23 protein-coding genes and 2 pseudogenes are annotated in these 24,903 nt (G+C 61.6%); 18 read left to right on the top strand and 7 right to left on the bottom strand.

Annotation, left to right across the window (positions count from 1 at the left end; genetic code table 11):
* The first annotated feature begins 2 nt into the window (after positions 1-2).
* Together AC0L3H_RS19950 and AC0L3H_RS19945 are read left to right on the top strand one after the other, a co-directional pair.
* Positions 3-917: a dihydrodipicolinate synthase family protein gene (locus AC0L3H_RS19950; protein ID WP_473586622.1), complete on the top strand. Its 915-nt coding sequence runs from the start codon at positions 3-5 to the stop codon at positions 915-917.
* 83 nt (positions 918-1,000) lie between these two features.
* Positions 1,001-1,711 carry a ribonuclease activity regulator RraA gene (locus tag AC0L3H_RS19945; RefSeq protein ID WP_473493309.1) on the top strand — a complete coding sequence of 237 codons (711 nt, stop codon included), beginning with the start codon at positions 1,001-1,003 and terminating at the stop codon, positions 1,709-1,711.
* A 137-nt stretch (positions 1,712-1,848) separates the two neighbouring features.
* Here AC0L3H_RS19945 and AC0L3H_RS19940 read toward each other — a convergent pair whose 3' ends face one another.
* Entirely contained in the window at positions 1,849-2,643 is a 795-nt protein-coding gene (locus AC0L3H_RS19940) for an alpha/beta fold hydrolase (protein WP_473586621.1), read from the bottom strand.
* A gap of 145 nt (positions 2,644-2,788) precedes the next feature.
* Here AC0L3H_RS19940 and AC0L3H_RS19935 point away from each other — a divergent pair, with 145 nt between their 5' ends.
* Positions 2,789-3,259, top strand: coding sequence for a MarR family winged helix-turn-helix transcriptional regulator (locus tag AC0L3H_RS19935; protein WP_473493307.1), 471 nt, complete (start codon positions 2,789-2,791; stop codon positions 3,257-3,259).
* Between the two features lie 23 nt (positions 3,260-3,282).
* On the opposite strand, the gene AC0L3H_RS19930 is transcribed toward AC0L3H_RS19935, so the two are convergent.
* Positions 3,283-4,062, bottom strand: coding sequence for an SDR family oxidoreductase (locus AC0L3H_RS19930; protein ID WP_473493306.1), 780 nt, complete (start codon positions 4,060-4,062; stop codon positions 3,283-3,285).
* On the bottom strand, positions 4,059-4,382 hold the full coding sequence (locus AC0L3H_RS19925) for a nuclear transport factor 2 family protein (protein WP_473586620.1): 324 nt from the start codon (positions 4,380-4,382) through the stop codon (positions 4,059-4,061). Before AC0L3H_RS19925 ends, AC0L3H_RS19930 begins: the two co-directional genes overlap by 4 nt.
* Positions 4,383-4,482: 100 nt before the next feature.
* On the opposite strand from AC0L3H_RS19925, the gene AC0L3H_RS19920 reads away from it, so the two are divergent.
* Entirely contained in the window at positions 4,483-5,397 is a 915-nt protein-coding gene (locus AC0L3H_RS19920; protein ID WP_473493304.1) for a LysR family transcriptional regulator, read from the top strand.
* Between the two features lie 135 nt (positions 5,398-5,532).
* On the opposite strand, the gene AC0L3H_RS19915 is transcribed toward AC0L3H_RS19920, so the two are convergent.
* From AC0L3H_RS19915 to AC0L3H_RS19905, 3 genes are all read right to left on the bottom strand, one after another.
* Positions 5,533-6,165 carry a response regulator transcription factor gene (locus tag AC0L3H_RS19915; protein ID WP_473493382.1) on the bottom strand — a complete coding sequence of 211 codons (633 nt, stop codon included), beginning with the start codon at positions 6,163-6,165 and terminating at the stop codon, positions 5,533-5,535.
* Between the two features lie 85 nt (positions 6,166-6,250).
* Positions 6,251-6,625 carry a response regulator transcription factor gene (locus tag AC0L3H_RS19910; protein WP_473493303.1) on the bottom strand — a complete coding sequence of 125 codons (375 nt, stop codon included), beginning with the start codon at positions 6,623-6,625 and terminating at the stop codon, positions 6,251-6,253.
* Positions 6,622-8,985, bottom strand: coding sequence for a PAS domain-containing sensor histidine kinase (locus AC0L3H_RS19905; protein WP_473586619.1), 2,364 nt, complete (start codon positions 8,983-8,985; stop codon positions 6,622-6,624). Before AC0L3H_RS19905 ends, AC0L3H_RS19910 begins: the two co-directional genes overlap by 4 nt.
* A gap of 206 nt (positions 8,986-9,191) precedes the next feature.
* Here AC0L3H_RS19905 and AC0L3H_RS19900 point away from each other — a divergent pair, with 206 nt between their 5' ends.
* The 6 genes from AC0L3H_RS19900 (at position 9,192) to AC0L3H_RS19875 (ending at position 14,933) form a co-directional block, all read left to right on the top strand.
* Positions 9,192-10,466: an epoxide hydrolase family protein gene (locus AC0L3H_RS19900; RefSeq protein WP_473586618.1), complete on the top strand. Its 1,275-nt coding sequence runs from the start codon at positions 9,192-9,194 to the stop codon at positions 10,464-10,466.
* A gap of 33 nt (positions 10,467-10,499) precedes the next feature.
* Positions 10,500-10,910, top strand: coding sequence for a cupin domain-containing protein (locus AC0L3H_RS19895; RefSeq protein WP_287223215.1), 411 nt, complete (start codon positions 10,500-10,502; stop codon positions 10,908-10,910).
* A gap of 122 nt (positions 10,911-11,032) precedes the next feature.
* On the top strand, positions 11,033-11,629 hold the full coding sequence (locus AC0L3H_RS19890; protein ID WP_473586617.1) for a VOC family protein: 597 nt from the start codon (positions 11,033-11,035) through the stop codon (positions 11,627-11,629).
* Positions 11,630-11,757: 128 nt separating this feature from the next.
* A complete protein-coding gene (locus AC0L3H_RS19885; RefSeq protein ID WP_473586616.1) occupies positions 11,758-12,564 on the top strand; it encodes an SDR family NAD(P)-dependent oxidoreductase in 807 nt (268 codons plus the stop codon).
* A gap of 190 nt (positions 12,565-12,754) precedes the next feature.
* Positions 12,755-13,807: an alpha/beta fold hydrolase gene (locus AC0L3H_RS19880; protein WP_473586615.1), complete on the top strand. Its 1,053-nt coding sequence runs from the start codon at positions 12,755-12,757 to the stop codon at positions 13,805-13,807.
* Positions 13,808-13,892: 85 nt separating this feature from the next.
* Positions 13,893-14,933 (top strand): adenylate/guanylate cyclase domain-containing protein, encoded by a 1,041-nt coding sequence (locus AC0L3H_RS19875; RefSeq protein ID WP_473586614.1) that lies wholly within the window; start codon positions 13,893-13,895, stop codon positions 14,931-14,933.
* A gap of 241 nt (positions 14,934-15,174) precedes the next feature.
* Here the strand turns inward: AC0L3H_RS19875 and AC0L3H_RS19870 are convergent, their stop codons facing one another.
* On the bottom strand, positions 15,175-16,221 hold the full coding sequence (locus AC0L3H_RS19870; RefSeq protein WP_473586613.1) for a LacI family transcriptional regulator: 1,047 nt from the start codon (positions 16,219-16,221) through the stop codon (positions 15,175-15,177).
* Between the two features lie 387 nt (positions 16,222-16,608).
* Between AC0L3H_RS19870 and AC0L3H_RS19865 the strand changes: the two genes are divergently transcribed.
* The 8 genes and pseudogenes from AC0L3H_RS19865 (at position 16,609) to AC0L3H_RS19830 (ending at position 24,630) form a co-directional block, all read left to right on the top strand.
* Complete coding sequence (locus AC0L3H_RS19865; protein WP_473586612.1) at positions 16,609-17,841, top strand: ABC transporter substrate-binding protein; 1,233 nt, start codon at positions 16,609-16,611, stop codon at positions 17,839-17,841.
* A gap of 113 nt (positions 17,842-17,954) precedes the next feature.
* Positions 17,955-18,848, top strand: coding sequence for a carbohydrate ABC transporter permease (locus AC0L3H_RS19860; protein WP_027153094.1), 894 nt, complete (start codon positions 17,955-17,957; stop codon positions 18,846-18,848).
* Between the two features lie 157 nt (positions 18,849-19,005).
* Positions 19,006-19,777: pseudogene (locus tag AC0L3H_RS19855) on the top strand (carbohydrate ABC transporter permease).
* A gap of 2 nt (positions 19,778-19,779) precedes the next feature.
* Positions 19,780-20,877 (top strand): ABC transporter ATP-binding protein, encoded by a 1,098-nt coding sequence (locus AC0L3H_RS19850; RefSeq protein ID WP_473586611.1) that lies wholly within the window; start codon positions 19,780-19,782, stop codon positions 20,875-20,877.
* Between the two features lie 69 nt (positions 20,878-20,946).
* Entirely contained in the window at positions 20,947-21,693 is a 747-nt protein-coding gene (locus AC0L3H_RS19845; RefSeq protein WP_473586610.1) for a sugar phosphate isomerase/epimerase family protein, read from the top strand.
* 12 nt (positions 21,694-21,705) lie between these two features.
* Entirely contained in the window at positions 21,706-22,869 is a 1,164-nt protein-coding gene (locus AC0L3H_RS19840) for a Gfo/Idh/MocA family protein (RefSeq protein WP_473586609.1), read from the top strand.
* A 125-nt stretch (positions 22,870-22,994) separates the two neighbouring features.
* Positions 22,995-24,041: pseudogene (gene mgrA, locus AC0L3H_RS19835) on the top strand (L-glyceraldehyde 3-phosphate reductase).
* A gap of 184 nt (positions 24,042-24,225) precedes the next feature.
* Entirely contained in the window at positions 24,226-24,630 is a 405-nt protein-coding gene (locus AC0L3H_RS19830) for a Fur family transcriptional regulator (RefSeq protein ID WP_023797411.1), read from the top strand.
* Positions 24,631-24,903: the final 273 nt, after the last annotated feature.

The raw sequence follows: 24,903 nt of genomic DNA, 5'->3' as shown, positions 1-24,903 counted from the left end.
GCATGACATTTTCCCTCGACAAGGCGCTGACCGGCATATCGGGCATTCTGGTTACGCCTTACGACAAACGCGGCGACATCGCGCCCGAACGGCTTTCCCCGATCCTCGACAGGGCGCTCGACGCCGGCGTGCACATGCCGGTGGTCAACGGCAACACCGGCGAGTTCTATGCGCTGACAACCGACGAGGCGGTGACGATGGCGCGTGAGGTCGTCTCGATGGTAGCCGGCCGCGCGCCGGTGCTCGCGGGCGTCGGCCGGGGCATCCGTGACGCGCGAAAGCTGGCGAAAGCATCCGCCGAGGCCGGAGCCGCGGCGCTGATGGTGCACCAGCCGCCCGACGCATTCGTCGCGCCGCGAGGGCTGGTCGACTACCTGAACGCGGTGGCCGACGCGTCGGGCGGCCTGTCCATGATGCTCTATCTGCGCAACGACACGATCGGCACGCGCGCCATCGCCGAGCTGTGCGGCCTTCCAGGTGTCAAGGGCGTGAAGTGGGCGACACCGAACCCGCTGCGCCTGGCGGAAGCGCGGGCCGCCTGCGACCCGTCGATCGTATGGGTGGGAGGGCTCGCCGAGGTCTGGGCGCCGGTTTTTTATGCCGTCGGCGCGCGAGGGTTCACCTCCGGGCTGATAAACGTATGGCCCGAACGGTCGGTCGCGATCCATGCCGCACTCGAGGCCGGCGAATTCGAGAAGGCGAACGCGCTCATCGATGGAATGCGAGTCTTCGAGGACATCCGCGCGGAGGAGATGGGCGGCGCCAACGTGACCGGCGTAAAAGCGGCGCTGATCGCGCAGGGCCTTGGCTGCGGACCGACGCGCCCGCCCTCGGCCTGGCCGCTCACTTCGGCGCAGCAGGCGAGGCTCGACGCCTTTTTAGTCGCGAACCGCCTTGCGGCGGGAAATCCCAACTGAATTACGAATTGCCTTCCGCCCACACCGGCGACCGGAGAAACCACGGCGCTTGCAGTGCCAGCACCTGAATTGAGGAAGCGAACATGGACGAGAAACTGCGCGAAAAACTGATGGGCGTTTCCGTCGCCACCCTGGCCACAGCGCTGTTCAAGCGCGGCCTGCGCAACCAGGTAATCCAGGGCGTGGGTCCGCTGCAGCGAAAAGGCCGCAACATGGTCGGGCCGGCCTTTACGCTGCGCTACATCCCCGCGCGCGAGGACCGTAACCAACTCACTGAATTCCGCAAGCCGGATCATCCGCAGCGCGTCGCCGTCGAAACCTGCCCGGCGGGCCACGTGCTCGTCATGGACAGCCGCAAGGATCCCCGGGCGGCATCCGCGGGCGACATCCTGGTGACGCGCCTGATGGTGCGCGGGGTCGCCGGCGTCGTTACGGACGGCGGGTTCCGCGACGCCGCGGTGATCGGCGGACTCGATATCCCGGCCTACCATACGCGGCCGTCCAGCCCGACCAATCTCACTATGCACGAGGCATTGGACCTGAACGTGCCGATCGGTTGCGGTGACGTGGCTGTGTTCCCCGGAGATATCGTGGTTGGAGACGATGATAGCGTCATCGTCATTCCGCGGGAAATCGCCGGCGAGGTGGCCGATGAGGCGGCTGAGATGACGGTCTACGAGGATTTCGTGGTCGAACAGGTCAAGGGGGGCGTTCCGATAATCGGGCTCTATCCCTGCACGCGAGACGAACACGCCGAACGGTTCAAAACGTGGCGCGCCGAGCGCGGCCGATAGGCGTTGCCCGCGCAACCGGTCTGCGGGCGTTGGAGAGAAACACTCTCGAAACAAAACCGCCGGATGCGCCATCCGGCGGCCGTATTTTCGTTATGACACCTTAATGCTCGAAATGTCCGCACACGGTGCGTGGCGAACTATCGCGCTTCGACAGATCTCTTGCGGGCAGCTCCGTCGATCACGTCAGCGACGACCTTTGGCTGGGTCATAAAGACTGCATGGCTTGCCGCGACCTCCGTGATTGTCGCCCCGATGCGCTTTGCCATCGCTTGCAACATACGCTGGTCGAAGGCCTTGTCGTCGGTTGCAATCACTGCCCAGCTCGGCTTGCTTCGCCAGGCGGCATGCTCGAGCCGGGTTGCGAAGGCGGACATGTTTATCGGCACCTGAGAGTCCCGCATGAAAGCGGCATCCGCGTCCGTCGTGTCGTTGGCGAAGCCAATCTTGAACTTTTCGGGAGAAACGAAGCCGAAGCCGTCCGCGGTGGTTTCGATGACGAATTCAGGCAGGGTCTGAAAACCCTCGTACTGCTGCGCAGTCGTCTCTCCGGCATCCGGCGACAAGGCCGATACGTAAACCAGGCCTGTGACGTTTGAATGGGCGCCTGCTTCCGTTATCACGGTACCGCCCCAGGAATGTCCCACAAGGACCGCAGGTCCATCCTGACGGTCAAGAATGCGTTTGGTGGCGGCAACGTCGTCCGCTAGCGAGGTAAGCGGGTTCTGGACGATCGACACGCGATAGCCGCGGGCGGTCAGTTCGTCATAGACGCCGCGCCAACCCGATCCATCAGCGAACGCGCCGTGCACCAGCACCACGTTCCGGACGGTCTGGTTGTCGGGAATTATCTCGGCAGAGTGCGCGGCCGTGGCTGCGGCAATTCCTGCGACAGCGGCAGTTGCGGCCAGAAGGTTTGTCGTCCTGGAAGTCATGCTGATCTCCTCTTGTTTGTAGGATAATGATTATCGCGATATGTTTCTCTCTACGGTTCCAGCCGCGATATGTCCAGCATAATTTTTATCGCGATATTCTTTTTTGCGATCGGGTAGGCTATATCGAGTCCAAGGAGAGCCACCCATGCCGCCGAAAAAACTCAACAACCCATTGCCGCTCGACGATCAGCTCTGTTACGCGATCTACTCTGCCGGCATGGCCATCCAGAGAGTGTACAAACCACTGCTGGACGATTTGGGCCTGACCTATCCCCAATACCTCGTACTCAATGTCCTCTGGCGCGAGGACAAGCTGACCGTTGGCAGCATCGCCGAAAGGCTGGCGCTGGAGTCGAGCACTCTGACGCCCTTGCTCAAACGGCTCGAAGCGGCAGGACTTCTGCGCCGGACACGGAATCCCGCGAACGAGAGGCAGGTCGTGGTTGCGCTGACTGACAGGGGACGCGAACTCAGATCTCGTGCAGGCTGCCTTGCTGACGCTCTGCTTTCCTCCTCAGGACAAAGCCCAGCGCATCTCAACCAGATCAACCGTGACGTCAGGGAGCTGCGTGACGCGATCTATGAACATACGGGCGTCTGGAGGAGCACGGCCTAAGCCGGCAAGCATGGGAGGCTTTTTTACACTGTAGGCACGGTTCCTCCGTCGATTACGTACTCCGCACCCGTGATCGAAGAGGCACGATCGGAAGACAGAAAGGCAACTAGATTGGCGATCTCGGCCGGGCTTGACGGGCGACCGAGGGGGATTCCACCGAGGGAGGCCATTATCTTTTTCTTGCCGCCTTCAATGTCGGTGCCTGCCTCATCGGCGAGACGTCGGGCGAGCTTGACGGAAGCCTCGGTTTCTATCCAGCCCGGCGACACGCGAACGACACGCACGCCTTTCGGCGACACCTCCTTGGAGAGGCTTTTGCTGTAGGTCGACAGCGCCGCCTTCGCCGCGGCGTATGCGGTCGTGGCTTCCGGCAGGGGGAGCAGCCTCTGGATGGAAGAGACGTGGATCACCACGCCGCTGCCCTGCGCGATCATTCCCGGTATCAGTTCTCGGTCGAGCCGCACGGCGGGAAACAGGTTGAGATCGAGTTCCTTGTGCCAATCACTTTCGCCAAGCGCCGAGAAGCCGCCGGCCGGCGAGGAAGAACCGCCGAGCATGTGAACGATGAGATCGACGCCGCCCAACTGCCCCCTGACTGCCTTGGCGACCGCAAAGCAGCCTTCGCTGGTGGTGAGGTCGGCAGCCACGAAGAGGTCCGCCGAAGAACTTGCGGGGAACGAGCGGGCCGTCGTCAGCACCCGCGCGCCGAGTTTGCGAAACAGGTCGACGGTCGCCGCCCCGGCTCCCCTTGTGCCGGAGGTGATCAGGGCGCGCTTGCCTGAGAGATTCAGGAAGTCGCTCATGCACCGATCTCCAAGGCTGCGATCTTGTCGCCCATCAGACGGAAAACGTAGGTGAGATTTGCAGGGCTGCCGGGAAATTCACCGGTGACCTTGGCGATCACCTTCGTTCCATGCTCGTCGGTAAGGGCCTCGAGCGGCTCGACGACGTGCCGATACCTGGCTTTCGAGTATTCCCACCAGCTGCCGATGGCATAGTGCCCGGAGTGGGAGCGGCCCTCGTCATGGATAGCGGCGCTCGGCGCGAAACAGGCCAGCAGAGCCTCGCAGTTGTTCTTCCGATCCGCTTCGAAATATGCCTGGATCGCCTGAGGCAGTTGCATCTCTCATCTCCTCTTGGGGTTGTTCGCTCCACAAGTAGGCGTATTCCGGTGTTCGGATAATTGGGATAAACATGGATGTCGAATTGCGGAAAGTGGGATATTGGCGAGGCCTGGCCTTCACGATCTGGAAGCTGTCGTAGCCGTTGCTCGCAGATCCTCTTTCCGCGGCGCGGCGCTTGAACTGGGAATGTCGACGACTGCCCTTAGCAATGCCGTCGGCAAGTTGGAGGCCCACCTTGGCGTTCGCTTGTTCAACCGAACCACACGCAGCGTATCCCTGTCGGATGCCGGTCGCCTGTTCGTCGAGAACGTCGGTCCTGCGTTGCAGGACATCCACGGTGCCATGGATGCAGCGCGCTCAAAGCAGGCAAACCCCACGGGAACGCTCCGCATCAATTCCTATGCCACTGCCGCGCGAGAAATCCTTTCACCCCTGCTTCTGGAGTTCATCAGGCGTTACCCGCAGGTCCATATCGATCTGGTCACCGAGGGACGGCTCTTGGACATCGTCGCGGAAGGCTTCGACCTGGGCGTGCGTCGCGCCACCCTCGTGCCGAGTGACATGATTGCGATCTCGCTGGGTCGGCCGCAGAGAAATGTGGTCATAGGCTCGCCCGACTATTTGAAAAGCTATGGTACGCCTTCCACGCCGACTGACCTGCTTCAACATCGGTGTATCCGTATCCGGCTGCCGAATGGCGCGCTCTTTCGCTGGCGCTTCGAGAAGCATGGGGAACCGCTATTGATCGATGTGAACGGACCGATGACTTTGGATGAGGCAAGCCTGTCCCGCGGCACCGTGCTAGAAGGTGTGGCGCTGGGCTACGTAATGGAACGTGACGTGCGCGAGGATATTGAGGCAGGGCGGCTGATCAGTGTTCTGAAGGAGTGGCTGCCGCCTTCCGACGAACTCTGCATCTATTACCCGGGACGACGGAATCCATCCGCGGCGCACAGAGCATTCGTTGAGCTGGCACGGGAACTCGGATCAAAAGGCCGAAACACGGCTGTATAAGCGCCGTTCCGCTTTGCGCCGCGAAATCGGAACCCGCGTTGCTATTTGCTGGATAGCGGTCATGGTGGTGAATTGCGCGCCAACAGTGTGCACCGAATTTTTGATTTGGCTATTTAGCCGTCGCGCCAGGACGCACTAGCTGAGATGCGGTGACTGCCCGAGATTCAGCCGTGCAGCCATGTTGACCAGTTCGGGAAGGGAACCGGCCTTCATCTTTCGCATAACCTGGCCGCGATGGGCTTTTACTGTGATCTCGCTGATGCCGAGCTCGAAGCCAACCTGCTTGTTCAACAGTCCCGTTACGACCAGCGCCATCACCTCCGCTTCGCGGTGACTGAGTGATGAATAGCGCTCACGGAGCACTTGCTTGTCCAACTCGTTCGCACGTGCAGCCCGGCTACGTTCAAGTGCGTACTCGACGGCCGTCATGAGCACGTCGTCCCCAAACGGCTTGGTCAGGAATTCTACGGCTCCAGCCTTCATCGCTTTGACTGTCATCGGCACGTCGCCGTAGCCGGTGACGAAGATAATCGGCATGTCGGTTCGCTCGACGGAAACAAGTTGTTGCAAGTCGAGCCCGCTGAGATCGGGAAGGTTGACGTCAAGAATCAGACAATTCGGAACCAGGGCTCGGGGCCGAGAGAGAAATTCCTGCGCCGATGAGCAGGGCTCCGGATGGAAGCCCGCTGAACGGATGAGCAATTCGAGCGATTCACGCACAGAAATGTCGTCGTCAACGACGAATACGACAGGCGTTTCGTGTGACATGATGCCGGCCTTGCCCTTGCTCGGTGCAGTTGCCAAATCCGTGTGTGCGGAAGTATCCGTTGCGGATCGGCATAGCAAGTCGCGTTCAATCATTAGCGAAGGCCAGGTTGAGCGCTTTCTGCAGGGCTGTGTCGCTAAACGGCTTGGATAGGCATTCTACCGCACCCTTTTTTAAAAGGTCCGGCCGCGCGGTCTCACAACTCTGCGCCGTAATGTAGATGATTGGGATAGCCTGGCCCCGGCGCGCCAACTCTCGTTCGAGATCAGGCCCCGTCATGCCGGGCATGCTGATGTCAAGCACCAGGCACTCGGTCTCGTTGATGATGCCTGACCGCAGAAACTGCTCCGCCGAAGAGAACGCTTCGGCACGGAAGCCGAACTCGCTCAACAGGTCGGGCAGGGACTCGCGCACGGATTCATCGTCATCGACGATCGACACGAGTGGGCGGCGAGCGTTCATGAAAAACCTCGTTGGATTGAGGCGCTGCTGCTGGTCGGCGCCGATATGGCGCCAGACGGATGGGCAGGTGGTGGTTCTGCGCGTAGATATTCGTGGATCGAAAACGAGAAGGTCGATCCAGGACCGACATTCGCCTCCGCCCAAAGCCGCCCGCCATGGCTTTCGACGATGGAACGACTGACGGACAGGCCTATTCCCATGCCCTCGGCTTTGGTCGTGTAGAAGGCTTCGAAAAGCCGCTCCGCACCCTGAGCATCGAACCCGATTCCGCTATCCCGCACGAAAAGGTGCACCTTACCGTCCTCCCCGAGCCGAGTGCCAAGCACGACAAGTCTTGGTCGATCGTCGACGGCGACCATCGCGTCGGATGCGTTGCGCAACAGGTTCATGATGACCTGTTGCAGTTGGACCCGATCGCCGCCGACGAGCGGGAGTCCGTCTGCAAGCTGGGTCTGAAGGAGCACCTTGTTGCGCTGAAGGTCTCCGGAAAACAATGCGACCACCTCTGCCGCAGCGTTGTTGAGATCGATCGGTTCAACTAACGTGGCCCTTTTGGCGAACAGCGCGCGAAGCCGGGCGATCACATCAGCCGCGCGGTTGCCATCCCTGATTGTGCGCCGCGCAGTTTCCCGCGCGCCGTCAACGTTAGGCGGGTCGGCCGCCAGCATGCGAAGGCAGGTGCCGGCGTTGGTGACGATGCCCGAGAGCGGTTGGTTCACTTCGTGTGCAATCGACGCGGTCAACACACCCAAGCTCATAGTCCGCGTAGCTTGTGCAAGTTCGGATCGGACTTTCTCCAGCGCCTCTTCGGAGCGCCGCCGTTGTGTGATGTCAAGAACCGCGCCGACATACTCGATGGGGCCGGAATCGTTGTGTGCGCGGTGGGCGATCAAGTGCAGGTGCTTGACCGACAGGTCGGGCAAGAGAATCCGGTGCTGGTATTCAAAGTCGCTATCACCGCGCAGCGCCCGTTCAACCATGTCCCCCATCAGAGGCAGGTCTTCGGGATGAACTCGGCTGGCTATTCTTTCGAGCGTTACGAGCGTACCCGGCTCGAACTCGAAGATGCGGTAAAGAGGCTCGGACCAGGTGATCTTGCCCGTTGCGACTTGCCAGGACAAATTCCCCATGCGGGCAAGGTACTGACCCTCCGACAGGAACGCTTCGCTGCGCTTGAGCGCGTCTTCCGCACGCTTTCGCCCGTGGATGTCGGTATGCGTGCCGTACCATTTGACGATGTTTCCGGCTTCGTCGCGCAGGGGATTGGCCCGAAACAGGAACCACCGATACTTGCCGTCGAAGCGGCGGAGGCGCGCCTCCGCTTCCCCCGACTTGCCTGACGCCAATATGGCCTCCCATGTGGCGGCAAGCCGGTCCACGTCGTCGGGATGGACAGCCGCAGTCAAGTCCCAATACTCGGACAATGGACCGGCCGGCTCCCAATCCTTCGACTGGCCAATGGAGAGGCCGACATAGTGGAGATAATGCTGGTTGAAGAATTCAGGTGACCCGTCAGGACGAGCCGACCATGCCATCACAGGTATGGTGTTGATGATGAGGCCAAGATCGTGCCTGCTCGCAAGCAGCGCCTCTTCGGCGCGCCTCTGGTCGTCAATGTCTATGCCGACCGAATACCAACGGATGACGCGTCCGTTTTCGTCGCGATGGGGCACGCGGCGAGATGTGTGCCAGCGATATTGTCCATCGGCGCGCCTAACCCGCACGTCAATGGTAAGCGGCTCGCCGCTTTCCAGTGCAACTCTCCACGCCGCATCGTTGCGCTCTACATCATCTTGATAGAAATGCGGAAATGTCTTCCCAGATGGACCTGTGGCGTCCTCAAGCGTCAGGCCCATGTAGTCTTGCCACGTCTGGTTCACGAAAGTGCGCGTTCCGTCCGGACTGTATGTTGCAACGAATACGGGGATCGTATCGATCGTCTGCCGAATATCTCGCTCTGCGGCGGTCAGCCTCGCCTCGTCCTGCCGAAGCGTTTCTTCGGCGCGTTTCCTTTGATCGATGTCGGTGTTGATCGCATACCACTCGACGATACGACCAACATCGTCACGCAGCGGACTGCAATGGATCACGAACCATCGGTATTGTCCGTCGGCGCGCCGCATGCGCGCTTCCATTTCGCCGGGTTCCCCGGAAGCCAGTATCGATCGCCAACTCTCGGTCAGGTTCGGCAAGTCTTGCGGGTCGATCGCAGCCTGCCACCCGGAGAAGCGGACTTGATCAAGATCGAGCCCCGTATAGTCTGACCAGCATCGATTGACGAAGTCGGCATGCCCGTCCGGTTTCGCGGTCCACACCATAGCCGGAAGTGCATCCAAAACGCGGCTCTGCTCGATCTCCATTGCGGTCCTTTCGCGATTATCGCGTGCCGTGACAATGCGCCGGCGTGATAGCGGCGTCCATTGTGCCTTGGTGTCGGTCCGACGGGACGATGAGGCATCGCCGGGCCAATACAAAGGTATCGCCGATACCATCGTGCAATAGATTTGCCTCGCCTGACAGTCGATCTGTGTGCCGTCCAAAAGCATCAGCAAACAGGGAGGGTGTCATGTCGGCACGGTCACTTACTCGGCGCGAAATTCTTGTTGCGACCGCCGCCGCCGGGGCCGTGGGCTTGCTTCCGGGAACGCTTAACGCTGCAGCCACCAGCAGTTCGATCCGTCCGTTCACGGTCAACATCCCGCAGGAAGAGATTGACGAGCTTCGCCGGCGCATCATGGCGACACGGTGGCCTGACCAGGAGACAGTCGCCGATCGGTCGCAGGGCATTCAGCTCGCACGATTGCAGGAGATCGTCCGCTACTGGGGAACCGAGTACGACTGGCGCAAGGCTGAGGCAAAGCTGAATGCCCTGCCGCAGTTCATGACCGAGATCGACGGGCTCGATATCCACTTCCTGCACATTCGGTCGAAGCAACCCAACGCCCTGCCGCTGATCATGACGCATGGTTGGCCCGGCTCCGTCTTCGAACTGCTCCAGACGGTCGGCCCGCTCACGGACCCCGCGCAGCATGGCGGCAAGCCTGAGGATGCCTTCGACCTGGTGCTGCCCTCGATGCCCGGCTACGGATTCTCCGGCAAGCCGCGCGGCGTGGGCTGGAATCCAGACCGCATCGCAAGTGCCTGGACCGAACTGATGCAGCGCCTGGGCTACGACCACTTTGTTGCCCAGGGCGGCGACTGGGGCGCGCCCGTTTCCAGCGCGATGGCACGCCAGGCGCCAAAGGGATTGCTTGGCATCCACATCAATTTGCCGGCAACGATACCGGCGGACGTGGCCGCAGTCCTTGCCGCCGGCGGGCCGGCGCCAGCCAGCCTCACCGAGAAGGAAGGTGTGGCGTTTGGTTCGCTCGAAACCTTTTACAAGAAATATCGGGCCTACGCGGCAATGATGGGCACGCGGCCTCAGGCGATCGGCTACGCATTGACGGATTCGCCGGCCGGGCTCGCCGGCTGGATGTACGATTACAACAACGGCGAACCCGAGCGCCTGCTCAGCAAGGACGAGATGCTGGACGACGTCACCCTGTACTGGCTGACGAACAGCGCGACTTCGGCGGCCCGGCTCTACTGGGAGACGATGGGCCAGAGTGTCCTTCTCGCAGCGGCGCAGAAAACCTCCGATATCGGGCTCCCGGTCGCCATCTCGGTATTCCCCGAAGAGGTCTATCGAGCGCCCGAGACCTGGGCCCGCCGCGCCTATCCCAACCTGATCTACTTCAAGGAAGTGAACAAGGGCGGCCACTTCGCCGCCTGGGAGGAGCCGGAACTCTTCTCGGCCGAACTGCGCGCCGCGTTCAGGTCTCTGCGGCCGGCACACTAATACTCAAACCGCGAACGCCAAAGGAAAATAGCCATGAAAACGTTTCGAATGATCGCGGCGGCGACGCTTTTCGCCGGCGCTGTTCTCACGCCGTTGCTAGCGCAAACCGAAGAGGCACAATTGCCCGGTGTTGGGCGCACCGACTTGCTGCGGGCGGACCTCGGCACCCCCGGACGTGAAGTCATTCAGGTGCTTGTCGAATTCGCACCGGGCGTGACGGCGCCTTGGCACGCGCATCCTGGCGAAGAGATCGCCTATGTCGTCGAGGGCCAGCTGGAGTACACGCTCCAGGGTAAGCCGCCGCTGACACTCAACGCCGGCGATACGCTCTTTATCCCCCAGGGAACAAGCCACACGGCCAAGAACGTGGGCAGCGGCAAAGCGCTCGAGCTCGCTACCTACATCGTCGAAAAAGGAAAGCCGCTCGTCGCGCTGGATGAATAGCGCCTAGCAAGTGACCCCCAGCGAAGCATGCGCACGTCAACACAACCAACGGGAAATAGGAGACCATCATGAACCAGGCTGTTATTGCAAGAGATGTCGCGTCCTCCACGCAGGCGACAGACATGAAGCTCGAGGTCGTCGTTATCCCAATCTCGGATGTCGAGCGTTCCAAGCGCTTCTACGGCGAGCTGGGCTGGCGGCTTGACGCCGACTTTGCCGTCGGGGACGACTTTCACGCCGTTCAGTTCACGCCCCCAGGTTCGCCGAGCTCGATTCACTTCGGAAAGGGGATCACGTCGGCCACCCCGGGATCGGCTCGAGGACTGTATCTGGTCGTCTCGGACATCGTCGCAGCGCGTGCCGAGCTCATCGCTCACGGTGTCGAGGTGGGCGAGATCTTCCACCGCGCCGGGCCTGGAAAGCCTGTGATCAGCGGTCCGGATCCCGAGCGCCGCAGCTATTTCACATACGCGACATTCAGCGATCCCGACGGCAATGAATGGCTGCTGCAGGAAGTCACCACCCGGTTTCCCGGCCGGATCGACACCAACATGACGAGTTACGCTTCTGAGGCCGATCTGGCCTCTGCGATGCGGCGGGCATCTGAGGCTCATGGCGAGCACGAGAAGCGCAATGGCGGCCAACGCGATGAGAATTGGCCGGACTGGTACGCCAAGTACATGGTGGCGGAGCAGGCGGGCAAGCCGCTGCCGCTCTAAGCAGCAACCCAAATCGGGTGAGCGGGACGGGTCGCCGTCCCGCCGCCCAGCTCAACCGGCGATCCAAGCCTGGTTTGCCGCTGATGTTTCACGCGCTGTTGCCGGCGCAATCGAATGGGAGAACGATCATGACGCACTCCAAAATGGGCATCGCGATGGTGACCGGCGCCTCGGCCGGGATCGGAGCGATCTACGCCGACCGGCTGGCGCGCCGCGGCTATGACCTCATTCTCGTGGCGCGCAGCCAGGAGAGGCTGGACGAAGTGGCCAAGCGCATCGCCGGCTCAACGAATTGCAACGTCAGCGCCGTTGCCGCTGACCTCAACGACAAGGCGGATCTGGGCCGGATCGCGACCTTGCTCGGCGCCGATCCCGCCATCACGATGTTGGTCAACAACGCTGGCATCGGCGCCGTCGCGCCGCTCCTGGAATCCGACATCGACAAGATGCAAGCGATGATCGGGCTCAACATCACGGCGCTGACCCGCCTGACTTATGCCGCGGCTCCCGCCTTTGTGGCGCGCGGCGGCGGCACAATCATCAACATCTCGTCAGCGGTCGCCATCGCGCCGGAAATCCTCAACGGTGTCTATGGCGCGACGAAAGCCTTTGTGCTCGCTTTCAGCCTGTCGCTCCACAAGGAGCTTGCGGACAAGAGGCTGCGCATCCAGGCGGTTCTGCCCGGCGCCATCGCCACCAATTTCTGGGACGTGTCAGGAGGTTCACTCGACGATCTGCCGAGCAAGGCGATCATGCAGTCCGATGACCTCGTCGACGCGGCCCTTGCCGGCCTCGACCGGGGCGAGTTGGTGACTATTCCCTCGCTTCCCGACGTAGCCGACTGGCACGCCTATGAAGCGGCCCGGCAGAAACTCATCCCGAACCTTTCGCTCAACACCTCGCCGGCGCGGTACGGCATCGCCGTGGCTGCGTAGCCAAACTCAATGAGTCAGCCTGAGTAAAGACGGGTTCGTATTCCCGACACGGCGGCGTGTGCTCCTACATGACGCCGAGGGGTCGCAAACCAAGCATTCGCACCGATCACGGTCGACGTGTCCGATGTGACAGTCGACCGAAGATAATCCTCCACCAGGCACCATGCCTTATCAACGGGTACAAACCACTATGACCGAACAGATCGACCTCCATCGACGTCACTTTTTGGGCGTGGCCGTCACCACCGTCGCGGCCGCTCAGTTTGCCATGACGGGCTCGGCAAATGCGCAGTCCAGCATTACGAAACCGGACGCCAGCACAATCGAACCACAAGCAAACACGTCGTTCGGTCCGTTGAAGCAGGTTCAAGCTGGCGTACTCGACATTGGATATGCCGAGGTCGGTCCTGGCAAAGGGTCGGTCGTCATCCTCCTGCATGGATGGCCGTACGACATCCACACCTATGTCGACGTTGCGGCGATCTTGGCGTCGAGGGGCTTTCGGGTCATCGTCCCCTATCTGCGCGGCTATGGCACCACGCGGTTCCTCTCCGACAAAACGCCACGCAATGGCCAGCAGGCGGTGGTCGCGGTTGATGTCATTGCGCTGATGGATGCACTGCAGATCGATAAGGCGATCGTCGGCGGTTGCGACTGGGGCGCACGCACGGCCAACATCGTCGCGGCATTGTGGCCGGAACGCTGCAAGGCCTTGGTTTCGGTCAGCGGTTATCTGATCGGCAGCCAGGAGGCCAACAAGATGGCGCTGCCGCCGAAAGCCGAGCTGCAATGGTGGTACCAATATTACTTCGCCACTGAGCGGGGCCGCGTTGGCTACGGAAAATACACGCGGGATTTTGCCAAGCTGATCTGGCAGCTCGCTTCTCCGCAGTGGAATTTCGACAACGCAACCTTCGAGCGCAGCGCTACCGCCTTCGACAATCCGGATCATGTCGACATCGTAGTACACAACTACCGCTGGCGGCTCGGGTTGGCGGAAGGCGAGCCACAATATGACGAGTTGGAGCAGCGACTTGCGAAAGCTCCGGTCATCGCCGTGCCGACGATCACACTGGAGGGCGACGCCAACGGCGCGCCGCATCCCGACCCCAGCGCCTACGCCAAGATGTTCTCCGGCAAATACGAGCACCGGCTCATATCCGGCGGCATAGGGCATAATCTTCCTCAGGAAGCACCGAAGGCATTTGCAGACGCCATAATTCAGGTGGCGAGTCTAGCCTGAGCAAACGGCATGCCACGATACATGATCGAGGGTGCCCAGGGCGAAACTGATGAAATCACACCCGGGGCAACCCCTCCGATACGAAATGAACATTTGGCGCGGCCGGGACCGCTTTCGTCGCCCTTTGCAGTGGCTCCTCGCACCCATTGTGGGGGCAGTGGCCGGCTTGGCCTACGCACTGATGTTCGACGTCGAGGCCCTGCACTCCGCAGTCAGGGGCGTGTTCATCGGAACTCCTATTCTGTTGTATGAGCGCGGCGTTATCTTGCGCCGATGGCGCGATATCATCCGGCAAGCGGCAACGCCAGTCTTCGTCGTGACTACGATCGCGACCTACGTTTTGATGATCTTGATCGGCAACGCCGCCGCCGGCACAGCGCTTCACCATCTCATCGGCTATATGAGCACCGCGCGGGAAGCCATGGTGATGTCGGAGTCCGGTCTTCTGTATTCACTCGGTGTCTCCACGCTCGTCGCATTCGTGTTCCGACTGCGTGACCTTATCGGGCCGAGCCTGTTCACCAGCCTGCTTCTTGGGCGCTATCACCGGCCCATCGAGGAGGAGCGCATCTTTCTGTTTCTCGATGTCAGCGGATCCACGCACTTCGCGGAGCGATACGGCGATCTGGAAACCCAGGCCTATCTCGGACAGATATTCAACGCACTTGCGTCGCCTGTTCGTCGCTCCCAGGGCTCTATTGACGACTATATCGGCGATATGGCGCTGGTCACCTGGCCCATGGATCGCGGCATGCGGGACGCCGCGTGTCTTCGTTGCGTCTTCGACTTCGCGGCGGCCATAAGGGATCAGGCGGCGGCGTGGCAAGCGCGTTTCGGGCAAGTGCCGGAGTTTCGCGCCGTCCTGCATTGCGGGTCGGTGGTTACGGCTGAGATTGGCCTTGAGCGACACAAGATTGCGTATTTCGGCGATGTCGTGAATACCACTGGACGTCTGGAGTCGCTATCCAAGGTTCTCGGTCAACCTATTCTGGTCTCCGCAGATATTCTCGCCGGTATCCGTGTTCTACCTCCACATCTCGTCGCGGAGAACCTCGGATTTCATGCGATTAGAGGCCGAGATGAACCGCTTCAGATCTCAGCCGTAAGGCTAGCATTGGGAAGCTGATTGGAGTGGCGCCATCATCTCCGAGCATCCACCTGTCTTCGATGCTCCTTTTACGGCCGTCGCCGTCACCCCTGTCCGATTCTGAAGGTCCAGGTTCCGCAGCTGCCGGTCCGTTTTCTGCCCCAAACCTGCCAGTCAGCAGCGCGCACTTTGCAGCCAAGTGGAATCACTTGGCGCCGCAGAAATGCGGCTAAGACAAATAGATGGAGCGGGATGCCAGTTCAATTTGAACGTATCCGCTCTAGTCGGGACGGCGATAGGCCAGAACCTCGGTCGGCTTGCTCAGGCTCTGCAAGGAGCCAGGTGTTGCGCCGCCGATCCAGCCCAGGACCGAGCGGGCGAGCTCGGCGCCGGCCAGCCGGAAGTTCTCGTTGACCACCAGCAATTCCCTGCGGAACAGGTGCAGCAGGTCGGACGACTGCTTGGACACCACGTCGACGTCCCGGCCGAGCTTGAGGCCGGCGTCCTCGATGCCGGCGACGATGGCGAGTGTCGCGGCAGCGGCACTGCTGACGAAACCGTCCGGCCTGACATCACGGCGCATCAGCTGCGCGGTCCTCATCCTGATCTGCTCGATCGAATGGTCGACCGAAACGGTGTTGAACGGGATCTCGCTGGCGCCGACCTCGCTCAGCGCATCGGTGAAGCCGTTCAGCGTGTGACTGTGGTAGGTCAGCTCGACTGGAGGTGCCAGCAGAGCCAGCCTGCGGCGGCCGATGCCGGCCAGGTGGCGCACAGCCTCGGTCGCGAACGCGTAGTTGTCGAAGTCATGATAGGGGTGGATCAGCCCCATGTCGGTGCGGCCATGCGTGGCAAAGGGGATGCCACGCTCGAGCATGTAACGGGCCCTGGGGTCGTTCGGCTGGGTGCGCGAAATGATGACGCCGTCGGCGGAGCCGGTCTCCACGAGATAACGTATCGGGTCCAGGGGATCCTGAGAGCGTGAATAGGGCGTGACGATCAGGTGATAGGGTGTGTCGGCGATGACTTCCGAGACGCCGTAGATGATGTCCGAGACAAAGCTCATGATCTCGCGCTCGGTATTGAGCACGAGGCTGATGACGTTGGTCTTGCCGGTCCGCAGGCGCACACCGGCGCGGTTGGGGCGGTAACCGATCTGCCTGGCGACGAGCTGGACGCGTCGCCTGGTCTCGGCGCCGATCTCGGGCGCGTCCTTCAACGCCCGCGACACGGTGGTGACGCCCAGCCCGGTCATGAAGGCAAGCGTCTTCAATGTCGGCCTGCCCAGTGCCGAGGCCTCGTCCTTTTCCGTCTGATCTCTGTCCATTCATCCCGCCCGTCAGCCGCATAGCAGTTGCCGTGCAGGTCGGCAATCGGCGATGAACATCCTATACACTGAAACGTTACAGATTGTCACTTGCCATCGCGCAGCGGCCAATAAAAGCTGGCCTGGATGAGCGGCGCTTCGTTCGGCGCAAAGTCGGTGTGCGTCGGCAAGGCTTGCCCGCCGAGCAAGGTTTTGCTGAATTTCACGCATTGCAGCATCATTCTTGCAAGGCAACCTGCCTTGCTGCGGTGCAGTAGGCGGACATTGCGCGGCGGGTTTGTTCGCGGCTCGAAAAAAATGCCGAGCTGCTCCTGTTCGGGGGTTGCGCGCCTCCAACAATTGCCGTATCGAAAATCTGTAACGTTTCAGATTCTGGGAGGAGCCGAAATGCGATACCAAATCATGACCGCTGCGTTGGCAGTGACAACCGCGCTCGCCGCCCCGGCGGCAGCGACCGATCTGGAAGTCACCCATTGGTGGACTTCGGGCGGCGAGGCCGCGGCGGTCGCCGAATTCGCCAAGGCGTTCGACGCGACAGGCAATCATTGGGTCGACGGCGCCATCGCCGGCTCCGGCGGCACGGCGCGGCCGATCATGATCAGCCGCATCACTGGCGGCGACCCTATGGGCGCCACCCAGTTCAACCACGGAAGGCAAGCGGAAGAATTGGTGCAGGCCGGTCTGATGCGCGATTTGACCGAGCTCGCCACCAGGGACAAGTGGGCGGAAATCGTGCAGCCGAAGAGCCTGCTCGACGGCTGCACCCTCGACGGCAAGATCTATTGCGTGCCGGTCAACATTCACTCCTGGCAGTGGCTGTGGCTGTCGAACGCGGCCTTCGAAAAGGCCGGTGTGCAGGTGCCGAAGAATTGGAATGAATATGTCGCGGCTGCCCCTGCGCTGGAGAAGGCAGGCATCATACCGCTGGCGGTCGGCGGGCAGCCCTGGCAATCCTCAGGCGCCTTCGACGTGCTGCTTACGGCCGTCGGCGGCACGGACGCTTTCTTGAAGGTCTATCGCGACAAGGATGCCGGATTCGCCGCCGGGCCCGAGGTCGCCAAGGTGTTCAAGGCCGCGGATGATGCCCGCAAGATGGCGAAGAACACCAATGTGCAGGACTGGAACCAGGCTACCAATATGGTCATCTCCGGCAAGGCCGGCGGCCAGATCATGGGCGACTGGGCGCAGGGCGAATTCCAGGTTGCCGGGCAGGCCGCCGGCAAGGACTATACGTGCCTTCCCGGCCTTGGGCTGAACGAGGTCATCGCCACCGGCGGCGACGCCTTCTACTTCCCGCTGCTGCAGGACGCTGAAAAATCCAAGGCGCAGGAAGCGCTGGCTAAAACGCTGCTCGATCCCAAGACGCAGGTCGCCTTCAACCTCAAGAAGGGCTCGCTGCCGGTGCGCGGCGATATCGACCTCAAGGCGGCGAACGACTGCATGAAGAAAGGACTCGACATCCTGGCCAAGGGTAGCGTCATGCCGTGGACGGACCAGCTGCTGTCGCAAGACACCCAAAAGCAGAAAGAGGACCTTTTCTCCGAGTTCTTCGCCAAGCCGGACATGACCGTGGAAGAGGCGCAAAAGCGCTTCGCCGACATCGTCGCCTCAGCGGACTGACGACCGACGAACCGCTCGCTCCCGGCCCGCGACCGCGGGGCCGGGAGCTCCGGGTCAAGAGACTCTTCGGCTTTGACCCTCCCGCCCTTACCCGATCCAGCCCGGCTGTGCAGATGAGCAAGAGCGAACGCCCCAACCAACTCTTCCGCAACCTTAATGCCAAGGTCGCCTCTATTCCGATGGTCCTCACCGCACTGGTGATCTTCGTTGGCGGCAGCGCGTGGACGGTGCTCTATTCCTTCACCAATTCAAAACTGCTGCCGCGGCTGAACTTCGTCGGGCTCGACCAGTATTATCGACTGTGGTCGACGCCGCGCTGGCTGGTCTCGATCGAGAACCTCTTGGTCTACGGCGTGCTGTCGCTGGTGTTCTCTCTGGTCATCGGCTTCATGCTGGCGGCGCTGCTCGACCAGAAGATCCGCTTCGAGGACACGTTCCGCACCATCTTCCTCTACCCGTTCGCGCTCTCCTTCATCGTCACCGGCCTGGTCTGGCAGTGGCTGCTCAACCCGGAGTTCGGAATCCAGGGGGTGGTGCGCGGCCTCGGCTGGGAAAGCTTCAGCTTCGATCCGCTCTACAATTCCGACATCGTCATCTACGGCATCCTGATCGCCGCGCTCTGGCAAGGCACCGGGCTGATCATGTGCCTGATGCTGGCGGGCCTGCGCGGCATCGACGAGGATATCTGGAAGGCCGCGAGGGTGGATGGGATACCCACCCTAAAAACCTATCTGTTCATCATCATCCCGATGATGCGACCGGTCTTCATCACCGCGCTCGTCATCATCGCCGCCGGCATCGTCAAGGTCTATGACCTGGTTGTCGCCCAGACCAGCGGCGGTCCCGGCATCGCCTCCGAAGTGCCGGCCAAATATGTCTATGACTACATGTTCTTCGCCCAGAACCTCGGCCAGGGTTTTGCTGCCTCGACCATGATGCTGCTGTCGGTGGTGGTCGTCATCGTTCCCTGGGCCTATCTCGAATTCGGAGGCAAGAAGCGTGGCTGATCTTGCCGCTCCCCTGCCTGCCGGTACGGGCTCTATCGGGCTTGAGGCATCCGGGCCGCGAGGGCCCAAGCCGCGGCATGTGTTCTCGCGCCGCAACATCTTCCTCTATGGCACGCTGATCGTGGTGGCGCTGTATTATCTGCTGCCGCTCTATGTGATGGTGGTGACGTCGCTCAAGGGCATGCCGGAGATACGCCTCGGCAACATCTTCTCGCCGCCGCTGGAGATCACCTTCGAGCCTTGGGTGAAGGCCTGGTCCAGCGCCTGCACCGGTCTCAACTGCGACGGGCTCTCGCGCGGCTTCTGGAATTCGGTGCGCATCACCGTCCCGTCGGTCGTCCTGTCGATCGCCATCGCTTCGGTGAATGGCTACGCGCTTGCCAACTGGCGCTTCAAGGGCGCCGATACTTTCTTTCGTGATCCTGATCGTCGGCGCCTTCATCCCCTATCAGGTGATGATCTATCCGATCGTCATCATCCTGCGCGAGATCGGCCTCTATGGCAGCCTGAGCGGCCTGGTGATCGTCCATTCCATCTTCGGCATGCCGATCCTGACGCTGTTGTTCCGCAACTATTTCACTTCCATGCCGGAGGAACTGTTCCGCGCGGCGCGCGTCGACGGCGCCGGCTTCTGGGGCATCTATTTCCGGATCATGCTGCCGATGTCGCTGCCGATCTTCGTCGTCGCCATCATCCTGCAGGTGACCGGCATCTGGAACGACTTCCTGTTCGGCGTCGTCTACACCCGCCCCGACACCTATCCGATGACGGTGCAGCTCAACAACATCGTCAACTCGGTGCAAGGCGTGAAGGAATACAACGTCAACATGGCCGCCACCATCCTGACCGGCCTGGTACCGCTCGTCGTCTACTTCGTTTCCGGCAAGCTTTTCGTGCGTGGCATCGCCGCCGGCGCGGTGAAAGGATGATGATGACAAGACTCGAAAATCCCAGCGTCTCAATCCAGGACCTTTCGCTGAATTTCGGCGCAATCTCGGTGCTGGAAACACTCAACATCGACGTCGCCGAGGGCGAGTTCATCGTGCTGCTCGGGCCGTCCGGCTGCGGCAAGTCGACCCTGCTCAACTGCATCGCCGGTCTGCTCGACGTTTCGGACGGCCGCATCTTCATCAAGGGCAAGAACGTCACCTGGGAGGAGCCCAAGGACCGTGGCATCGGCATGGTGTTCCAGTCCTATGCGCTCTACCCGCAGATGACGGTGGAGAAGAACCTGTCGTTCGGGCTGCGCGTTGCCGGCATTCCCAGGGACGAGATCGCCAAGCGCATCGCGCGGGCCGCCGAGATCCTGCAGATCGAGCCATTGCTGCAACGCAAGCCGTCGGCGCTTTCGGGCGGCCAGCGCCAGCGTGTGGCGATCGGGCGGGCGCTGGTGCGCGACGTCGACGTCTTCCTGTTCGATGAGCCGCTCTCCAATCTCGACGCCAAGCTGCGCGCCGAGCTGCGTGTCGAAATCAAACTGCTGCACAGCAAGCTGCAGAACACGATGATCTATGTCACCCACGACCAGATCGAGGCGATGACGCTGGCCGACCGTATCGCGGTGATGAAGGGCGGCGTCATCCAGCAGCTCGACGCACCGCAGACCATCTACAACCGCCCGGTCAACCGTTTCGTCGCCGGCTTCCTCGGCTCGCCGGCGATGAATTTCCTCGACGGCCGGCTGGAGAAGGACGATGGCAACTGGCACTTCGTCGCCAACGATGTGCGGATCCCGCTTGCCACCTACGCTTTCGAAAAGGAGCCCGTGCCGGGATCGGCGGTGTTCGGTATCCGGCCCGAGCATGTCGCCTTCAACAGCGGCTCCGGATGGCCGTTCACAGCCTCGGCAAATGTCGTCGTCGTCGAACCCATGGGGTCCGACACGCTGGTCTGGCTGAAGCTCGCAAATCAGAATTTCACCGTGCGGGTGACATCTGAGCGCACGCCAAACAACGCCGACACCGTGAGCATCGGTTTTGACCCGATGCGCGCTTCACTGTTCGACGCTGCCACCGGCACCCGCCTGTAACACCCGCCTGTAATACCCCGGGAATTTCACCCTCAAGCACATCCATCCCCCAGAGAACGGACAGAGACGATGAATTGGTCATTCCAACTTTACAGCGCCCGCAACTTCCAGCCTTGGGCAGGGGTGCTCAAGATGCTGGGCGAGCTCGGCTACGCGCAAGTCGAAGGGTTCGGCGGCGTCTATGACGACCCCAAGGCTTTTCGTGCCGAACTCGACAAGAACGGCCTCGCCATGCCGACCGGCCATTTCTCGATCGATGCGCTCGAGAACGATTTTGACGGCGTGCGCAAAATCGCCGACGCGCTCGGCATCACGCTGCTCATCTGCCCCTATCTGGTCGCCGAGAGCAGGCCGACCGATGCCGCCGGCTGGCGCGGCTTCGGCGCACGCCTGGCCAAGGTCGGCGAGACGGCTGAAAAGGCCGGCTACGGCTTTGCCTGGCACAACCATGATTTCGAGTTCAAGAAGCTTGCCGACGGTTCGGTGCCGCAGGACCATATCCTGGCGGCAGCGCCCGACATCGGCTGGGAGATGGACGTCGCCTGGGTGGTGCGCGGCGGCGACGATCCGCTGCCCTGGATCGAGAAGCATGGCAAACGCATCGCCGCCGTCCATGTCAAGGACATCGCCAAGCCCGGCGAGGGCCTCGACGAGGACGGCTGGTCGGATGTCGGCCACGGCACGATCGACTGGGCCGCTCTGATCCAGGCGCTGCGCGCCAAAAGCGCCGCCAAATACTACGTCATGGAACACGACAACCCCAACGACATCGAGCGCTTCGCCCGCCGCTCGATCGCAGCCGCCAAGACCTATTAGGAGCAAACCAGCATGGCAAGAAAACTTGGGGTCGGCGTCATCGGCTGCGGCAACATCTCGAAGGCGTATTTTTCACTGGCGCCGCTGTTTCGCGGCATCGAGATGCGCGCCTGCGCGGATATCAACATGGATGCAGCCAAGGCGCGGGCGAAGGAGTTCAAGCTGCGCGCCGAGACAGTCGAAGGGCTGCTCAAGGCCGACGACATCGACATCATCGTCAACCTCACCGTTCCGGCGGTGCACTATGAGGTGTCGAAACAGATCCTCGATGCCGGCAAGCACGTCTATTCGGAAAAGCCGTTCGTGCTGTCGGTCAAGGAAGGGCTCGACCTGAAGAAACTGGCGGAGAGAGACGGACTGCGCATCGGCTCGGCGCCCGACACTTTCCTCGGTGGCGCGCACCAGCTTGTCCGCAACCTGATCGACAGTGGCAAGCTCGGCAAGATCACCAGCGGCACATGCCACGTGATGAGCCATGGGATGGAGCATTGGCACCCCAATCCGGATTTTTTCTTCCAGCCTGGCGCTGGTCCGGTGCTCGATATCGGACCCTATTACATCACCAACCTGATCCAGCTGATCGGGCCGGTGAAGCAGGTGGCGGCCTTGGCGACGATTCCGTCGATGGAACGGACGATCTCGTCCAAGCCGCGCGCGGGTGAAAAAATCCTGGTCGCGACGCCGACGACGATCCACGGGGTGATGGAGTTCGAAAATGGCGCCGTGGTGACGCTCAATACCAGCTGGGACGTGTGGAGCCATGGCCATGCGCCGATGGAACTCTACGGCGAATTGGGCACGGTGTTTTTGCCGGATCCGAATTTCTTCGGCGGCGACGTTCGCTTCACAAATGGCGCCAAGCTGGTCAAGAAGCTGCCAAAGTGGCAGCATCCGTTCGGCGTGGCCAATCAGATGCATTCGCACGGCATGATGGCGAATTACCGCACCGCCGGTCTCGCCGACATGGCGCTGGCGATCGCGGAGGGCCGGCCGCATCGCTGTTCGATGGAACTGGCGCTGCATGCCGTCGATGTGATGACCGGCATGTTGCGGTCGGGCGCGAGCGGAAAGTTCGTTGCCATGCAGACCACCTGCGAACGGCCTGCGGCACTGGGCGTCAAGGATGCGGAAGGGCTGTTGGCGAAGAAGAAAGGGCTGTTGGCGAAGAAGAAGTAACGCAAGCGCTTCAGCGATCCCTCTCCCCATAGGAACGGCGAGAGGCTAAGGGTGAGAGGCAGAGCCGACTCACCCTTTTTTCGCGGTGGCAAATGCCGGGCTCGCTTTTGATTTGAGGATATTCCATGCCCTATGTGCCCGCCGAAAACCGTTACGAGAACATGGTCTACAATCGCTGCGGGCGATCCGGCCTGAAATTGCCAGCGATCTCGCTCGGGCTCTGGCACAATTTCGGTGACGACACGCCGCACCGGACCAAGCAGGCGATCGCGCGCAAGGCCTTCGATCTCGGCATCACGCATTTCGACCTCGCCAACAATTACGGCCCGCCGCCCGGTTCGGCGGAGACGGCTTTCGGCGAAATCCTGCGGACGGATTTCTCCTCTTTTCGTGACGAGCTGATCATCTCGACCAAGGCCGGGTATGAGATGTGGGCCGGACCCTATGGCGAGTGGGGCGGGCGCAAATATGTGCTGGCCAGCCTCGATCAGAGCCTGAAGCGGATGGGGCTCGACTATGTCGACATCTTTTATTCGCACCGCTTCGACCCTGATACTCCGCTGGAAGAAACGATGGGCGCGCTCGATCACGCGGTGCGCTCGGGCAAGGCGCTTTATGCCGGCATCTCCTCCTACAATTCGCAGCGCACACGCGAGGCCGCCGACATATTGAAGCAACTCGGCACGCCTTGCATCATCCATCAGCCGAGCTATTCGATGCTCAACCGCTGGGTCGAGGACGATGGTCTGCTTGACACGCTGGAGGGGCTCGGCGTCGGCTCAATCGTGTTCACGCCGCTGGCGCAAGGCATGCTGACCGACAAATATCTCGGCGGCATCCCTGAGGGCAGCCGCGCCAGCCAGGGCAAGTCGCTGCGGCCGGCATTCATCAACGACAAGACCATCGCCAACATCAAGGCGCTGAACGCGATTGCCGGCCGACGTGGCCAGACGCTGGCGCAGATGGCGCTGGCCTGGGTGCTGCGCAAGGGCCGGGTGACCTCGGCGCTGATCGGCGCCAGCCGGCCGGAACAGGTCGAGGATTGAGTCGGCGCGCTGAAGGCGCTCGACTTCAGCGATGCCGAGCTCGCCGAAATCGACACCTACGCGCGCGAGGCCGACATCAATCTGTGGGCCGCCTCCGCCGAGCGCAAGGGTCCGTCTCGGAAGTGACAATCACTTCAGGTTTGCATCGATTGGCATAGCCAAACAATGCCTCGGAGTTGGCCGGCTTCTGGGCCATGCCGACACAGAAACAGTAGCAAAGAGGCCGGTTCGTCGCTATCTGGAGAGAAATGGAGCCGCTTGCATGCGGAAATGACGTGCGAGCGGCGCAAAACGGGTTGGAAACAGGATCATGGCGGCAAGGGATGTGCTGACGAAAAACCAGTTGTGCGTGCTCGAGAAACTCGAGGCCGCCAGCGGGCCGCTCAGCGCCTATACATTGCTCGACCAGCTTCGCGATCGGGGTTTTCGCGCACCGCTGCAGGTCTATCGCGCGCTCGACACGCTGGTGAAGTCCGGCTTCGTGCACCGGCTCGAAAGCCTCAATTCCTTTGTCGCCTGCGCCGAGCCGCACGACCACAGCCATTCGATGACCGCCTTTGCCATCTGCGACACATGCGGGCAGGTGACCGAATTTTCCGACCATGATGTCGGACACCGGCTCGACGAATGGGTGCGCTCGACCGGCTTCGCCGCCAAGAAGGCGGTGATCGAATTTCGCGGGACGTGTGCCAAATGCCTGGCCGAGGCGGCTTAAGGGCCGGTTGTGCCGTGACCTAGCGGTGGAAGCCGGAGGGACAGCGCCCCCCTCTGTCCTGCCGGACATCTCCCCCACACGGGGGGAGATCGGCCATTATCCCGGCAGTTGTGTGCGTCAAGTTCTGCAAAAATGGCGTGGCATTCAGCGGTGACGTTGGCGTGTCCGCCGCGCAGCCCCCGGCGGACATGGCGGGCGCGTCTCAGGCGGCCAGTGCCCTCAGGTTCTCCTTCTTGTGCTCGCGCAGATGATCCATGTTGAGGTAGCGGGTCG

It is taken from the genome of Mesorhizobium sp. WSM4816 (genome assembly GCF_055811535.1).
This window is presented reverse-complemented; position numbering and strand designations above follow the sequence as displayed.